Raw genomic sequence first — 14,993 nt, forward strand, 5'->3', positions numbered from 1 at the left:
GCTTGCTCTGCTTTTTCTTTCTCGCCCACGCCAAACTCGCAAACGTTGTCTGCTCCCCCACGCTCTTTCCTCCCGCCTCACCTTGTCGGTCTTTCTGCTCTTCGTTATTAGACGACTTGCTAGATGACTTGTTCAGAGATTCCTAAAATCGAAACGCGGGCGGATAAGGTGATCAAGTAGGAGAATAATAATGTAGGGGTACGGCGTGCCGTGCCCTTGTCGGAGGACAACAAATGGACATTTCAAACTACATCGTCAAAGCCCGCCCCGGCGTGCTCGGCGGCAAGCATGAAGAGAAGCGGCCGCTCAGGCAGTTGAGCGCGCTGCCGGTCAAGCGCTTTGTGTTTATCAATCGCGACTCGCACCCCGATGCCGACATTTACGTCGCGATTCACGAGGCCAAAGATTTGCCGTCGCCGGTGCCGGATTATCAGGTGCCGCACTGTCACAACACCGACGAGTTTTATTATTTTATCGGCAACAACGCGGATCTATCCGGATTAGAGGGGCAAATTATTTTTGAGGGGCAAGTGCACAAGATCATTTCGCCGGCTTGCGTCTACATTCCCATCGGTGCGGTGCATGAGTATAAGGTTACCAAAGGCGCCGGTACCGTGACGGTTTTGTTTCGCAATCGCGGCTACACGCACGAAGACCGGGCCTTCGATCTCGCTAAAGGCGAGCGCGATTTCGCCAAGTACGCCGGCTACATTTTTCATCCGGAGGCGCGGCCGACGACTGAAATAAAATACCACACCGACGCCGCGCCGGGCGTGCGCTACGTGTTTGTCGACGGTAAACTGAAACCGGACGCCGAATTCTACACCGTCGTGCGCAGCGTCCAGAACGTTCAGCCGTCGCAGGCGAATTACGTCGACATGCACACGCACAATTGCGACACGCAGCATATCGCCATCGGCACCGGTCCCGAACTGACGGGCTTAAAGATCGAGTTTCAGATTCGCGACGAGAAAGTTGTCGTCGAAAGTCCCATGGGCGTGAATATTCCCGCCGGCACGCCGCAGACCCAGCGCATCGTCGACGGATCGGGCCACTTTTTCAATTTTGTGCCCAAGAGTAATTACAACGACGGACTAGCTTGACGCTTACCAACAGGAGGAGTCGCCGATGAAAATGAAGTGCGTTCTAGCTGGAGTCGCGTTTGCTATCGTCACGACACTTGCCGCAGCGCTGGCGTTTGCCCAAAGCAATCCGCGCTACATCCGCTTTGCCGGTGTGCGCAGTTTGAATCCAGCGATCACCGACGAAAGCCGGCCGGATTTGCTCAATCCCGAAGTCGATCTTTACAATCCCAAGAACGGCTACAATCCCAAGGGGCCGTCGAATTATTCCGACGACTTCAAGAAAAAATATTTCCGCGCTCAAGCCGAGCGGATGAATCGCTTGATCGACAAAGCGCTGGCGATGGAGCGGGCGATGAAAGACGGCAAATACTTTTATCCCGTCGAAGGCGCCGAGCATGGCCAGACACCCTGTGTTCCCTGCGAAGCGACGCCGGGGCAATATTCCAATACGGTGAGAAATTTTTACGATTACGTCGGCGCCTGGATCGATAAACGTTTCTAAAGCACACTTGGACGAATCGAGTCGCTGTGAATGCAACTTTTCCCCCTGCCAGCATCTCTAAGCGCTGATAGGCTTGAACTTCGGCGGGCCGCAAGCGAAGATTGGCGCATGGCGAAACTTGGCGTTTCACTGCTTGCGCTTATCGCTTTATTGTTGCCGCGGCTGACTTCGGCGCAGCAGCCGCCGCAAAGGGTGGTGGTTACCTATTCGAGCCGCAGCATTGCGTCGATTGATCTGTTCGTCGCCCAAGAGCGCGGTTTTTTTCGCGAGGAGGGGCTCGATCCGCAATTGGTGCAAGTTCGCGCCACGGCGGCGATCGCCGCTTTAGTTTCTGGCGAGGTTCATGCGCTCGGTTCAGTGGGCAGCGTGATCCGGGCGATTCCGCGCGGCGCGCCAGTGAAGGTGCTGGCGATTAGTTTGCGCCGGCCGGTGTTTTGGCTGGTGAGCCGGCCGGAGCTGAAGACCTTCGCCGACTTGAAAGGCAAAGTGATGGGGACAACCACCATGGGCGGCAGCCAGCACACCGCCGGCATTCGCATGTTGCGGCGCGCGGGATTGAATCCCGATAAGGATCTCACCGTGGTGCTCGGTGGCGATGTGCCGACGCAGTTGCAAGGCCTGGTCAATGGCGCGATTCAGGTCGGCATTTTGTCGCCGCCCTTCGTCATCATCGCGCGCGACAAGTACAAGATGAACCTCTTGGCCAATGCTATCGATGAATTTAGCAGTCTGCAAAACGGACTAGCGGTATTGGATAAAAACGTCCGCGATCCGTTGGTCAAAAAAATTCTCCGGGCGCGCGCCAAGGCGAACCGTTACTTCCACCAGAACGAGAAGGGCAGCGCGGACGTGTTGGCGAAGTTTTTGAACGTGGACATGAACACCGCTTTGGAAACCTATCGGCTGTCGCGCGGGGCGTTTACCACCAATGGCATTCCCACCGACGGTGAGATCGTCGAACATCTTAAAGGCGACGCTGAGATTCTCGGGTTAACGGCGCCGATTGCGCCGGCAAAAATTTTCGACTTCACTTTGCAACGTGAGGTCAATCAAGAACTGGGGGCAAAATGAGCGATCAAGTAGCAGTGTTTGGCGGCGGCTGTTTCTGGTGCACTGAGGCGGTGTTCGACGAGCTGCGCGGGGTTCACTCCGTGGTCTCCGGTTACGCCGGCGGCAAGAACAAGAATCCGACCTACGAGCAAGTGTGCATGGGCAACACCGGACATGCCGAAGTAATTAAAATCGAGTTCAATCCGGCCGAGGTTTTGTTCCGCGACTTGATGACGGTTTTTTTTGCCACCCACGATCCGACGACGTTGAACCGCCAGGGCAACGACAGCGGCACGCAATATCGCTCGGCGATTTTCTACGCCGATGAGGAACAAAAAGCGGCGGCGGCGGCTTTTATAAAAGAGCTCGACGAAGCCAAGACCTTCAAAGATTCCATCGTAACGACTTTGGAACCGCTGACGGAGTTCTATCCGGCGGAAGATTATCACCAGAAATTTTACGCCAACAATCCGTTTCAAGGTTACTGCCAGTACATGATCCCGCCGAAGCTGAGCAAGCTGCACAAGCAGTTCAAAGAGCTGTTAAAGTCGCAGACGTAGGGGCGACCGGCGGTCGCCCTTGCCCTCATACCGGAAGCCCTCACCTCTATCCTCTCCCAGAGGGAGAGGAGGTAAGAAATTCGCTCACACCCAGCCGAGCCACAGCAGCACAGCGGTTCCGGTCATAATCACCAGCCCCAACGGCACACCGAGCTTGGCCCACTCGGTGCTTTTAATATGCAGTGAGTGGGCGGCGATGATGTTGGGAATATTTCCCGGAATCAACATGCCGCCGGCGATGAGCAAACCAAGCAGCGCACTTTTAATTTGCGCTTCATTCAACGTCGGGCCGATTTCCGCGGCGGCCAGCGTGGCGTTGTCGAGAATCGCCGAGACCATGTTCACCCAAAAGAGAATTTGCGATGGCAAGGTAATGATGTAAGCGTCGATGAGCGGCTTAAAGCCGGCGCCGAGAAAGATCAGCGCCATGACGAAAATATAAACTTTACCGCCGCGGATGAAAACTTCGCTGAGGGGTTCTTCATCGTCCTGTGCCGCTAACGACTCTTCGGTATCCTCCGGCTTTTCGTGGACTAGAAAGATCGCCGCGACGCCGAGCAGAATCACCGCGGGCACGACATAGGCCGCGAGCAGTTTCGCCAAATAGAAAAAGCCGGCTTGATAAGGCGCGCCGCTCAGTTTGGAAATGACAATCGTCGACAGCGGCTCGCCTAACGGCGTGAGCGCGGCGCCCAGGCCGATGGCGAAGCAGGCGATGATGGTGAGATTGATCTCGGCGTGGCGATGAAGCGGCAAGATGGTGATGAGTTCCACCAATAATAGCGCCGCGATGATCGCCGAGATCACGCTGGAGAAAAGTCCCAGAAAGATGATTCCGACGCAGACGATCACCGCCAGCGGCACGGTGACCAGCACTCGGCGCATCAGGTGATCGAGATAGTGGCGTAGGTAATGAAAGAGCACACCGGCGCCGAGCACGGCGAGCGTAATGCTGATCGGCGCGACCAAGCCTTCGTAAATCACTTCCATGCTCCACGCGTTCGACATGGTCGCGCTGACGATGCCCATGGTAAATAAGAAAGCTTCGAGATTGGCCTCGATCTTTTTGTTCAAGAACGGGCCGACCAAAACGATGACGAAGATAAGCGACAGGCCGATCATTAACATGGAGTTTTCCATTACTTCGGTTTTATGACATCGCGATGACAACAAGCAATGACGATGCCGGGGGAAATATACAAGTGGAAATTGCCGGGCGCCGTTGCTAAGCTGGGCGAAATTCATTCCCCAGGAGTGTGACGATGAATTGCAAACGACCTTTTTATCGAATCGGCGCGCTAACGATATTGGCGCTCATGCTCATTTCACGGGCGGCGGCTGCCCAAGAATTAAACTTGCGCGCGGTGTACAACGCGCTCGGCGGCATTATGGCGCCGATCTGGGTGGCGGCGGACGCTGGGCTGTACGCCAAGCATGGTGTCAATGTCGACTTGAAATATTTGGCCGCAACATCCGCCGTGCAGGCGATGGTTGGCGGCGGCGAAGAAGTCGGCTTGGTGGGCAACCAAGGTATCGACGCGAAATTGGAAGGCGCGGAATTGGTCTACGTGGCCGGCGGCGTGCCGACATTTGTTTTTCAGCTCTACGCGCGCCCGGAGATCAAGACCATCGCCGATCTCAAAGGCAAAGTTGTTGCGGTGACCCAGCCGGCCGCGTCGACCGACTACGCCACCCGCATCGTGCTCAGACGAAACGGTTTGGATCCGGAAAAGGACGTAAAGATTCTCTACGCCCAAGACAGCATCAATGTCATCAACACCGTGATCAGCGGCAATGCCGCCGCGGGCATCAATTCTCATCCTAACGCGTTGAAGCTAAAGGCCGCGGGGATGAAAACGCTGGTCGACATCACCGAGTTGAAGATTCCATTCTTATTCACCGGCATGCTCTCTTCGCCCAAGGTCGTGCGCGAGAAGAACGAAGCGCTGACGCGCTTTCTGCGCGCGTATCGAAGCGATGGCGCTGATCCGGCGCGACCGCGAAACGACGATCAAGTCCATCGGTAAATTTCTCAAGAGCACGGACCGCGATGCGCTGGAATCGACCTACGATGAATACAAGAACGTATTTCCGACCACACCGCTCATGACTGCGGCGGAGGTGCAGGCGGTGCTTGATGTCGCCAAAAGTCCCAAGGCGAAGTCGATGAAGCCGCAGGAATTGTTCGACAATTCCATCGTGCAAAAAATTCAGGGTTCCGGTTTCATCGAACAGGTCAATAAGCGTCAGTGACGTGAGGCTCTGTCATGATCGCGAAACTGATTTTATTGCTGATACTATTTCTGCGCGCCGGCGATGGCATGGGCGCAGTCCGCGGAGTTGCTGAATCAGGCGAAGAAGGAAGGCGGCGAGGTCATTCTCTACACGACGGTGACCGTCGGCGACTTCGAGTTTCTGAACAAAGCTTTCAAAGAGAAGTATCCTGGCCTCAATCTCCGCCATGTTTATCTTAGTTCCTCGCGGCAAACCGCGCGGGTGATGCAAGAGTTTCGCGCCGGCCGGGTCCAGGGCGACGTTTTGGGTAACAGTCCCGAGCCCCTGCTTTATCTCAAGTCGCAAGGCGTGCTCGGCCAGTATCGTTCGGCGGAAACCAAGAATCTCTTGCCGGGCGCGTGGGACAATGACGGTTTCTGGTCCGGCATTACCACCGATTTACTGGTGACGGGTTTCAATCCGCGGCTACTTGCGAAATCCGCCGTGCCGAAAACCTATGACGATTATTTGCGTCCGCAGTTTAAAAGCCAAATCGCCATCAACCGCGGCGTGCCCTATCCGTTAACCGGTATGATCTCGCTGCGCGGCGACGAACAAGGCGTGGCCTATTTCAAAAAACTTAGCCAGCAGGATGTAAAATTGGTGGAAGGTTTCAGCCACACGATCAATATGATGGCGGCGGGCGAATATCCGCTCACCGGGTTCATGCAGGTGTCTAAACTGGAAGCGATGAAACGTAAAGCCGCGCCGGTGGATTGGTTGTCCACGACGCAACCATTGGCCACCATCTCGACCATTGCCATGGTGAAAAATCCATTGCATCCCGCGGGGGCGCAGATTCTCATCGATTTCTATCTCTCGCCGGAAGGACAACGAGCGTTGTCAGCAGCGGGAAAAATTCCTATCAGAAAAGGCGTCAAAAGCCCGTCCAAAGATATCGATCAGTTGATGGAAAGCGGCAACCCCCATGTGATCCGCGCCGAGGGCAGCTACGATAAATATATGAAGGTCTTCAACGAGTATCTGGGGATCCGCTAGACTCGTAGTTGTCGCGGTGCGCTACTTTTTCGTAGCGGCCAGCAAATCTCGGTAAAACGCACTCTTCTCTAAACGTTGCCACGGCGCTTCGTCGACGACATCTTCGCTTTTCACGGTTTTTACTTTGGGATTTGATAGGGCGAGGAAGCGCGCCATGTTTTGGATCCCTGGAATCGTCGGTTTGATGTCGAGGTTGTATAGCCATTGCAGCGCCGTGTAGCCGATTTCGGCATCTTGAGCGTTTTTCAGGCGGAGATTTTTTACCAGCGATTTGACGACGTATTCTTTGTTTCCCGGTTTGTGAATGAATGCCACTGTTTCGACGAAGCCGCGCATAAGTGCATCGACGATCAGGGGATTTTGCTTCAAATAGCCGCGCCGGGTCGCCGCAGCGAGTCCTTGGTACGGAATCGGCGCTTTGCCGAGATCGAGCAACACCGGAAAACTTTTTTCCTTGAGCGCACGGCTGTGGGTGTAGTTCAAGTAAGTCGCTTCGATGCTGCCTTGCTCCAACGATTGCGCCAGCACCGGCGAGTCGCCGATGACCATGATGGTCATCTTGTCGCGGTTCGGTTCCAGGCCTAAGTGTTCGATGGCGAGCATCGCCATGGACCAGACGCCGCCGCCGATGCTTTGCACGCCGATTCGTTTGCCTCTCAAGTCTTCGGCGTTGCGAATAGCCGGTCCGGCGATGAAATCGCCATCGGCTTTGTTGACGATGCCGGCGAAGAACGCCACGTCCAAACCGCTGGTCGCGGCGCTAACCACCGATCCTGGAATCGTGTAGGCGACTTGGATGTCGCCGGAAACCAGCGCCGCCATGGTCTGCGGGCCGCTGCGAATATTGATCACTTCGATGTTGACGCCATGTTTGCGAAACAGACCTTGCTCGGCGCCGAGCCAAAGAGCAACGACTTTTTCGCTGAAGGCGCCGTGGGCGATGCGCACCAATGGCAATTCAGCGGCTTTGCAGTTTGCTGCCCAGGCAACGATTACCAAAGCGAGCGAAATAAAATTGCGGGACGGTAAACGGATCGATTTCATCAGCGAATCCTCTCTACGCGTCGGTGGGGAAAAGTTACTGCGCTTTGTTTAACTCCGCGAAGAAACCGCTTTTGTCCAACTCCTGGACGAAGCGGCTGTCGACGAAATCTTCCGGCTTGGCGTTCTTGGCTTTCGGATTGCGCGCCTCGGTGGCTTTGAGAATCGTCGACAAGCCGGTAAGCGCCGGATAGGGCGGCAAATTATAGTTCTGCTTGACGATCCAGTTGTAGCTTTCGTCGAGGACTTCTTTGTCGTCGTTGCGAAAGTATTTGGCCAAAACTTTTCTGGCGAAGTTGCCGTCGCGCTTCGCCAGCGCCACGCCTTCGGCTTGGGCCATTAAAAAGCGCCGGACTATTCCACCGTTATTTTTCAGAAACGAGCGCGTCGCGACCATTCCATTGAACGGAAAGTTCGCTTCCAACTTCGACACGTCGAGAATCTCGCGCAGGCCCAACTTGCGCGCGCGAATCGTCGCCGGCGCGGTGAGCGCCACGGCTTGAATGCGATTGGTATTCAACGCGGTCACGCTTTCCGCCGGACCGCCAGTTTGCAGAATCGCCAGATCTTTTTCCGGCTGTAAGCCGAACTTCGTTGCGGCAAAGCGCGCGGCGAAGTCTGAGTTGGCGCCGAAGCGGGTGACGCCGATGGCTTTGCCTTTCAACTCGGCGAAGCTTTGGATCTCCGGCCGGCTGTAGATGTAGTAGACGAAATTTTTGATCAACGTGGTGATGATGACCAGATCGCCACCGGCGAGATTGGCGTCGATCACCGCCGCCGCGCCGATTTGGCTAAACGGCATTTCTCCCGCGAGCATGGTGCTGACCACCAGCGAGCTGCCGGATAAACGCAGCAGCTCTACCGATAAGCCGTGCTTTTCGTAAAGCCCGGCGTCCTTGGCAAACCAGAGGGCCGCTTCGGTGGCGGAGTCCGACGAGCGCGCGACGCGGATCTTGTCGAGCTGTTGGGCGTATAGCACGTTTGAGGATAACAGCGTTGTGACGAGTAATTGGCAAAGTTGGATTGATTTAAATTTCATTGGAATTCCTTGGTAGTGGTTCGGCTTCGAAATCCGACGTAGGGGCCACCCCCCGTGGTCGCCCGTCCCAGAGGGCAGGCACAGGGGCCTGTCCCCTACGCTTGTCGGTAAGATAGGGAAAGCAGATTGGAGCGTCAAGTCGGTTGACAGATGAACAAGATCGAAGTTAGTTGTGCGCATCACAGCTTCGGAGGTTTGCATGGCAACCGACACCAGCGGCATGACCCGCATCAATCACGAAAAGTTGATTCGTTTCGTCACTCGTTCATTCGAAAAACTTGGCGTGCCGGCAAGTGACGCCGAGATCGCGGCCAATGTTCTCGTCGCGTCGGATCTGCGCGGCGTCGATACTCACGGCGTGATTCGTTTCAATCCAAACGCCTGGTATGTGAAGTGGCTGCGCGATGGCGTGATGACGGCGCAGCCGAATATTCGCGTGATTGCGGAAAATAGTTCGACGGCATTGCTCGACGCCGATAATGGCATGGGCTTCGTCGCAGGACATAGAGCAATGGAAATCGCGGTTAAGAAAGCTAAAGAGACCGGCGTCGGCATCGTCACCGTGCGCAACAGCCGCCATTACGGTATGTCAGCATATTACTCTATGCTCGCGTTGCCGCACGATATGATCGGCATCGCCATGACCAACGCCAGCCGCCAAGTGGTGCCGACCTTCGGCCGCGAAGCGCGCTTCGGCACCAATCCTATGTCTTTCGCCATACCGGCCCAGGATGAACAGCCCTTCGTGCTCGACATGGCGACGACCACGGCGGCGGCGGGCAAATTAGAATTGGCGATTCGCTTGGGCAAGCCGGTTCCCACGGGCTGGGCATTAAATGAAAAGGCCGAGCCGACGACGGATCCGAAAGTTGCCCAGCAAGCGCGCCGCTTGCTGCCCCTCGGCGGTTCGCGTGAGAGCGGCAGTCACAAAGGTTACGGTTTGGGCATTCTCGTGGAAATTCTCTGCGGCGTGCTCACCGGTACGCTCACGGCGTTGAACCCCAACCAAGAACCGCGCGGCCATTTCTTCGGCGCCATCGATCCGTCGTCCTTTCGTCCGGCGGCGGAATTCAAACGCGACATGGATCGCTTGATCCGCGAATTGAAATCGACGCCGCCGATTGAAGGCGAGAGCCGCGTCTACGTCGCCGGTGAAATCGAATTCGAAACTGCCGAAGAAAGATCGGAGCGCGGCATTCCGCTGCACAGCTCCGTGCTCAAAGGTTTGAGAGATGTCGGCACGCAGTTGAGCGTGCCGTATGATTTGGAATGAGTTCGAAACAATTTATTTGAACATCCCCGCTGCGACTAACTCTTTAACAAAGCGATCGTCGACGAACTGATCCCATTTGGCGCTCTTGGCTTTGGGATTTTCCGACGCCGCCAGCACGGCTTCGATGGCTTGCTGGTTCGGCGCGGGAATGCGTTCCCAGGCCGGCTCGTTGCTGGCGAGGGATTCTTGCAGCTGCGCGGTGTCGGTGATCTTGGTGTACTTGGAGAATATCGTCAGCGAGTCGGCGCGGTTCTTGTGCAAGTAGTCCATCGCCTCAACGGCGCTACGCACGAAGCGGCGCACCAGATCGGTGTTGGCATTGATATAAGATCGACTTGCGCCAATCGCATGCTGCACGAAAGGAATTTTCAGCGCGGTGACGTTGAGCAGTTCTCTTAGACCAAAGTTACGCGCCGTCAGTGTGCTTGGCGCCGAGAGGATCGCCGCATCGACGATGCCTTGTTGCAACGCCGCGACCAACGCGGAGATTTCTTTGAGATAAACGAATTTAACGTCGACGTCGGGCTTCAAACCGGCTTGCGCGACGATCATGTGGCCGGCGATGTCGGTGGGTGTTCCTTTATTGGTCGCGCCGATGGTCTTTCCTACCAGGCTCTTAATGTTGGTAATTTCCGGTTTGCTATAAACGGAAAAGACGAAAGTGTTGACCGGGTTCAAAATATAAACCGTGTCGGCGCCGGCGAGATTGGCTTCGATGATTTGCGGTCCGGCGGTGGTGAATTGAATCTTGCCGCCGACCAGCGCCTGCACGGCTTGGTTGGTCGGAATATGGGTGAGATCGATGTTGAGACCGTTCTTTTTAAAGATGCCCCGGTCCTGGGCGATCCACAAATAAATCGGATCGGTTGCGATGACGCCGTAAACCGCGGTGGCTTGGGGCAGAGCGGTTTCGGCGCCGAAGCTCACTCTAAATTGGGCTAATAAGATGAATAGGACCAATACGCCGATGCGACGCGATCTTGAGAGATTTTTCATCGCTTTCTCCTTGGACCGGCAGTGCGAACGCGTCAGTAGCTGCCGCGGCTGATCACTACTTCTTTCAGCACAACATCTTTAATCGGCCGGTCGCCGCCGCTGCGCGGGGTGGTGCCGATGGTGACGACGACTTCTTGGCCTTTGACCAATTCGCCGAAGACGCTGTGGCGTCCGTCGAGGTGTAACGTTGGTGCCAGGGTGATGAAGAACTGGCTGCCGTTGGTGTTCGGTCCGGAATTGGCCATGGACAAGATGCCGCCTTTGGTGTGGCGCAGGTCGGGATGAAATTCATCTTCGAAGCGATAACCGGGGCCGCCCATGCCGCTGCCCAAGGGATCGCCGCCTTGGATCATGAAGCCGGGAATCACCCGGTGAAAAATTGTCCCGTTGTAAAGCGGTCGCTTCACCTTTTCACCGGTCTTGGGATCGTTCCACTCTTTGGTGCCACTCGCCAGACCGACGAAGTTGGCGACGGTCTTGGGTGCTTTGTCTTCGAAGAGCTGAATCACGATATCGCCCATGCTGGTTTTAAACGTCGCGTAAAGCGGGCCTTTTTTTTCTTGGCTGTTGCCATTGGCACTTAAGCCAAACAGCGCGCACAACATTGCCACGATCAATAATTTTTTCACTTCTTCCTCCCGAGATTTATTTCTGAGTTAATTCGGCCATGACTTCATTGACGAAGCGCAGGTCCATATATTCACGTGCCGCACGTTTGGGTTTGGTATTGAGCGCCACGGCTTGCCACTGGGCCATTAATTCAACGCCCTTTTCCGTCGGCACCGGCAGCAACGCTTCGCGCACTAAATTGTAAGCGTCTACGGACACGTCGCGCTCCATGCGCCAATGTTTCATCATGGTTTGAATCGCGTCCTCGGGATAGTCGCGGGTGTGAATCACGCCGCGCACCATGGCGCGCACCATGCGTTTAACCAACTGGGGATTTTCTTTGATGGTTTTTCCCGTGGCGGCGAGACCGCTAAAAGATGTGTCTTTAAATAGATCGGCCAAGTTCACCAGCCGCTTGAAGCCGGCTTTGATGGCGACGTAATCGGCCGGCGGCGCCAGCAAGGCGGCTTGGATGATGCCCTGCTGCAAGGCGGCGATTTTTGGCTGGCTGCCGGGAATACTGACGTATTGGACATCCTTCTCTGGGTTCATTTTGTAAAGTTCCAGGAGCGCTTTGGTGCCGGCGAAAGTTGAGCCGCCGAAGCTGACGCCGATTTTTTTGCCTTTAAGGTCGGTGACGCTTTTTATATCCGGCGTGACGATCATGGAAAAGGTCGGCCGGCCGACTTGCTGGGCGAGCAAAATAATGTCGCTGCCTTCCCAGATCGACGGCATCTGCGGCCCGACGGAAAAGATGAAATGAATTTGATTGCCAATCAGCGCTTGTACTGCGGTGACCGCGTTGCGCACCGAGATTAATTCTGCGTCCAAACCCTCGCGTTTGTAAAAACCTTTTTCCAGGGCGACGAAGGCGGGCAGGAACTGCACGTTGGCCGAAGGATAGGCGGCGCGCACAGGTTCCGCGTTGGCATTGGCAACGGCGGTCGAGATCAGCGCGATGAGCGCGAGCAAGCCGATAATCGCAAAATAGATCAAGCAATGACGCCGCATGGGATTGGCGTTTAAGCTAAACAAACTAATCCAGGCGGTCAAGCAGGCTTTCAAGAAAATGTCAGGTTGAAGCGGCTTGGCCAATCGTTCGGTATCGGAAGATTGCCGCGCCGGTCGGCACGGCACTTTTCGATCTAGCGTTTTGACAATGAGATTCTCGGATGGTATAGGAAATTCTGCCCAAACATGGGGGGCTAAATTTATGGCTTGGTTTGAAAAAATCGCTGGAGACAAGAAGAGCCCGGAAGTCGTACCGGATAAAAGTGCTGAAGCGCTGAAACCAGCGGCTTCGTCCATTGCATCGGCGTCAGCGGTCGAGCCCAAGGCTGCCGCCAAAGTCGAAGCGCCGCCGGTGTCGACCGCCGGCTTGATCGGTTACCTATACAAAGGTAGTCGGGTCAGCGGCCAACTGGTTTTTCAAGGCTCGGTGCGCATCGACGGTTCGGTTGACGGCGACATCCAATGCCAGGGCACGCTCACGATCGGTGAGAGCGCCGAAGTGAAAGCTAAGATCACGGCAAAAGTAGTAGTGATCCACGGTAAAGTTGAAGGCAACGTGAGCGCCAAGGAGCGCATCGAGCTGATTGCGCCGGCGCGCTTGATTGGCAATATCGATTGCCCCAAATTGATCATCACTGAGGGCGTGGTGTTTGACGGTGACTGCTCCATGGGAGTGGCCAAGCAAAAGGGTGGAGTCGCGACTGCGCATAACGCGGTTGGCGATTTAGCTGCGGTGGCTCAAGGCGCCAAAGCTGCAAACTGATTCTAGTTCGACTTCGGTTCGCCGTTCATTCCATCTCGGCATCCTACGTTCATCATCGAAGGTAGGTTTTTTATTATATGGGCCTTGGGTTGCGCATTGCCCAGGCGAGTGCAACGGCAGCGATAGTGTAAGTAAAGTCGGAAACTGACGAATGATTCAACTAGACATAAGCATCCTTTATCAGGTCATTCTTTTTGTCGTCCTGTGGCTGATTCTCAACAAGCTGTTATTCCAGCCCTATCTCCATTTACTCAGTGAACGGGAACGCAAAACCAGCGGCGCCCAGCATGATTCGAGCGACTTGGAACATCAAGGCGCGCGCTTGAAAGCGCAGTACGAAGAGAAGCTCGCCGAAGCCCAAGCCGCCGGTTACGCGGCTAAGGATGACATCGTTCAAGAGGGCCGCCAACAACGGGAAAAAATTCTCAGCCAGACGCGCGCCGAAGCGACGGGTTCGCTGGAACGGGTGCGCGCCGAAGTGGCGACGGCTCTCGAGCAAGAGCGGCGTCTCGCTGCCGCCGAAGTGACCAATGTTGCCGGCGCCATGGTCGCCAAAGTGTTGGGGAGGACGGTCGGGTGAGCGGTTTTAATATTCTCGACCTTTTTACCACGGCGCAAGTGTGGGCTTCGGAAGCGGCCAGCCATGGCGCCGAGCATCACGCGCCGTCGATCAACGATATTTGGTTTCCCCTCGGCAACTTTCTCATTTATGCCGCCATTATCTACTGGTTTGCCCTACCGCTGGTGCGCGATTTCCTAAAAAGCCGGCGCGAAGAAATCGTGGCAACCATCGCTCAAGCTTCGGCAAAGAAGCAAGCTGCGGAAGCCTTCGTCAGCGATTATCAAGCCAAGATCGCCGGCTTGGACCAACAGATCAAAACCTTGCAAGCGACGCTGCGCGATGAAGGTGAGCGCGAGAAATCTCGGCTGGTCGCCGAAGCCCAGTCGCTGTCGCAAAAAATCACCGCAGACGCGCAGTTTCTCGCCGACCAAGAAGTAAAAATCGCCCGCCAGCAGGTGCGCCAAGAGATGGCCGATCAGGCGGAAGCGGCGGCGCGAGAATTGGTCCAGCGCAATCTTTCGGCGGCGGATCAAAGTCGCTTGGCGGATCAATTCATTCAAAGTATTGGACAGACGCGATGATCGAAGGCAGCTTAGCACGCAGATACACCAAGGCGCTGTTTCAATTGGCCCGCGAGGCGAGCCAGGAAGAAGCGGTGGGCCGGCAAATCGAAGAGTTCGTCCGCGCCTACGACGGCTCGGATTTGCGCATGGTGCTGACCAACCCAGCCTTCGACGTGCCGACTCGCAAGCGGGTGCTGATTCAAGTCGCCAACAGCCAGCAGCTATCGGTGCTGACGATTCATTTTTTGTCGCTCTTGCTCGAACGGGATCGGCTCGGCCATTTATCCGGCATCGCCAGTTGCTATCGCCGTTTGCTAAACGAAGCCAAGGGACGGGTCGAAGCGAAAGTGATCAGTGCCAGCGCGCTGGAACCGGCGCTGGTCGATCGGGTGCGCGAACAGCTGCGCGGCTTGTCGGGCAAGGACGTGGTTTTGGAGCAGGAAGTCGACCCGAGTCTGCTCGGCGGCATGACCGTCGAATTGGCCGGCAAAGTTTACGACGGCAGCATTCGCACTCAACTTGAGAAGATGAAACAGCGCATGGCGCGCGGTTATTAAATTGTCATTTCGCGTACGGGGTATTAACCCGGTACACGACCAAAGGGGATGCTCGCCCCTTTGGATTCCCCAATAAGAGGGTCCTCGCAGCAAGCTGCGGGGAGTTATT

General features: G+C 55.8%; 18 protein-coding genes. 12 read left to right on the plus strand and 6 right to left on the minus strand.

Annotated features, from left to right (window positions below; translation table 11 throughout):
* Positions 1-233 precede the first annotated feature (233 nt).
* From EXR70_13585 to msrA, 4 genes are read left to right on the plus strand one after another with little or no spacing between them, the layout of a single operon-like run.
* Positions 234-1,103 carry a hypothetical protein gene (locus EXR70_13585; GenBank protein ID MSP39513.1) on the plus strand — a complete coding sequence of 290 codons (870 nt, stop codon included), beginning with the start codon at positions 234-236 and terminating at the stop codon, positions 1,101-1,103.
* Between the two features lie 31 nt (positions 1,104-1,134).
* On the plus strand, positions 1,135-1,587 hold the full coding sequence (locus EXR70_13590; protein ID MSP39514.1) for a hypothetical protein: 453 nt from the start codon (positions 1,135-1,137) through the stop codon (positions 1,585-1,587).
* Between the two features lie 30 nt (positions 1,588-1,617).
* A complete protein-coding gene (locus EXR70_13595) occupies positions 1,618-2,658 on the plus strand; it encodes a hypothetical protein (GenBank protein ID MSP39515.1) in 1,041 nt (346 codons plus the stop codon).
* The gene (gene msrA, locus EXR70_13600; protein MSP39516.1) at positions 2,655-3,197 is read left to right on the plus strand and encodes a peptide-methionine (S)-S-oxide reductase; all 543 of its coding nucleotides are present in this window, start codon (positions 2,655-2,657) and stop codon (positions 3,195-3,197) included. The genes EXR70_13595 and msrA overlap by 4 nt, the downstream gene beginning before the upstream one ends.
* 84 nt (positions 3,198-3,281) lie before the next feature.
* On the opposite strand, the gene EXR70_13605 is transcribed toward msrA, so the two are convergent.
* A complete protein-coding gene (locus tag EXR70_13605) occupies positions 3,282-4,337 on the minus strand; it encodes a DUF1646 domain-containing protein (protein MSP39517.1) in 1,056 nt (351 codons plus the stop codon).
* Positions 4,338-4,459: 122 nt separating this feature from the next.
* On the opposite strand from EXR70_13605, the gene EXR70_13610 reads away from it, so the two are divergent.
* The 3 genes from EXR70_13610 to EXR70_13620 all read left to right on the plus strand — a co-directional run bounded on the left by EXR70_13610 (position 4,460) and on the right by EXR70_13620 (position 6,470).
* Complete coding sequence (locus tag EXR70_13610) at positions 4,460-5,224, plus strand: ABC transporter substrate-binding protein (GenBank protein ID MSP39518.1); 765 nt, start codon at positions 4,460-4,462, stop codon at positions 5,222-5,224.
* Complete coding sequence (locus EXR70_13615) at positions 5,175-5,450, plus strand: hypothetical protein (GenBank protein MSP39519.1); 276 nt, start codon at positions 5,175-5,177, stop codon at positions 5,448-5,450. The genes EXR70_13610 and EXR70_13615 overlap by 50 nt, the downstream gene beginning before the upstream one ends.
* A gap of 63 nt (positions 5,451-5,513) precedes the next feature.
* Entirely contained in the window at positions 5,514-6,470 is a 957-nt protein-coding gene (locus tag EXR70_13620; GenBank protein MSP39520.1) for an extracellular solute-binding protein, read from the plus strand.
* A gap of 21 nt (positions 6,471-6,491) precedes the next feature.
* Here the strand turns inward: EXR70_13620 and EXR70_13625 are convergent, their stop codons facing one another.
* Together EXR70_13625 and EXR70_13630 are read right to left on the minus strand one after the other, a co-directional pair.
* Positions 6,492-7,514, minus strand: coding sequence for an ABC transporter substrate-binding protein (locus EXR70_13625; GenBank protein ID MSP39521.1), 1,023 nt, complete (start codon positions 7,512-7,514; stop codon positions 6,492-6,494).
* A 34-nt stretch (positions 7,515-7,548) separates the two neighbouring features.
* Entirely contained in the window at positions 7,549-8,784 is a 1,236-nt protein-coding gene (locus tag EXR70_13630) for an ABC transporter substrate-binding protein (GenBank protein MSP39522.1), read from the minus strand.
* Here EXR70_13630 and EXR70_13635 point away from each other — a divergent pair.
* A complete protein-coding gene (locus EXR70_13635) occupies positions 8,750-9,823 on the plus strand; it encodes an Ldh family oxidoreductase (GenBank protein ID MSP39523.1) in 1,074 nt (357 codons plus the stop codon). The genes EXR70_13630 and EXR70_13635 overlap by 35 nt on opposite strands.
* A 12-nt stretch (positions 9,824-9,835) precedes the next feature.
* Here EXR70_13635 and EXR70_13640 read toward each other — a convergent pair whose 3' ends face one another.
* The 3 genes from EXR70_13640 to EXR70_13650 are packed head-to-tail and all read right to left on the minus strand — an operon-like array spanning position 9,836 to position 12,736.
* Positions 9,836-10,819, minus strand: coding sequence for an ABC transporter substrate-binding protein (locus tag EXR70_13640; protein ID MSP39524.1), 984 nt, complete (start codon positions 10,817-10,819; stop codon positions 9,836-9,838).
* A 32-nt stretch (positions 10,820-10,851) separates the two neighbouring features.
* On the minus strand, positions 10,852-11,424 hold the full coding sequence (locus EXR70_13645) for a peptidylprolyl isomerase (GenBank protein ID MSP39525.1): 573 nt from the start codon (positions 11,422-11,424) through the stop codon (positions 10,852-10,854).
* 40 nt (positions 11,425-11,464) lie between these two features.
* Positions 11,465-12,736 carry an ABC transporter substrate-binding protein gene (locus EXR70_13650; GenBank protein MSP39526.1) on the minus strand — a complete coding sequence of 424 codons (1,272 nt, stop codon included), beginning with the start codon at positions 12,734-12,736 and terminating at the stop codon, positions 11,465-11,467.
* Here EXR70_13650 and EXR70_13655 point away from each other — a divergent pair.
* The 4 genes from EXR70_13655 to atpH all read left to right on the plus strand — a co-directional run bounded on the left by EXR70_13655 (position 12,588) and on the right by atpH (position 14,884).
* Positions 12,588-13,202 (plus strand): polymer-forming cytoskeletal protein, encoded by a 615-nt coding sequence (locus tag EXR70_13655; protein MSP39527.1) that lies wholly within the window; start codon positions 12,588-12,590, stop codon positions 13,200-13,202. The genes EXR70_13650 and EXR70_13655 overlap by 149 nt on opposite strands.
* A gap of 151 nt (positions 13,203-13,353) precedes the next feature.
* Positions 13,354-13,782 carry a hypothetical protein gene (locus EXR70_13660; GenBank protein MSP39528.1) on the plus strand — a complete coding sequence of 143 codons (429 nt, stop codon included), beginning with the start codon at positions 13,354-13,356 and terminating at the stop codon, positions 13,780-13,782.
* Positions 13,779-14,345, plus strand: coding sequence for a hypothetical protein (locus tag EXR70_13665; protein MSP39529.1), 567 nt, complete (start codon positions 13,779-13,781; stop codon positions 14,343-14,345). Before EXR70_13660 ends, EXR70_13665 begins: the two co-directional genes overlap by 4 nt.
* Positions 14,342-14,884 carry an ATP synthase F1 subunit delta gene (gene atpH / locus EXR70_13670; protein MSP39530.1) on the plus strand — a complete coding sequence of 181 codons (543 nt, stop codon included), beginning with the start codon at positions 14,342-14,344 and terminating at the stop codon, positions 14,882-14,884. Before EXR70_13665 ends, atpH begins: the two co-directional genes overlap by 4 nt.
* Positions 14,885-14,993 lie beyond the last annotated feature (109 nt).

The organism is Deltaproteobacteria bacterium, assembly GCA_009692615.1.
Taxonomy (GTDB): domain Bacteria; phylum Desulfobacterota; class Binatia; order UBA9968; family UBA9968; genus DP-20.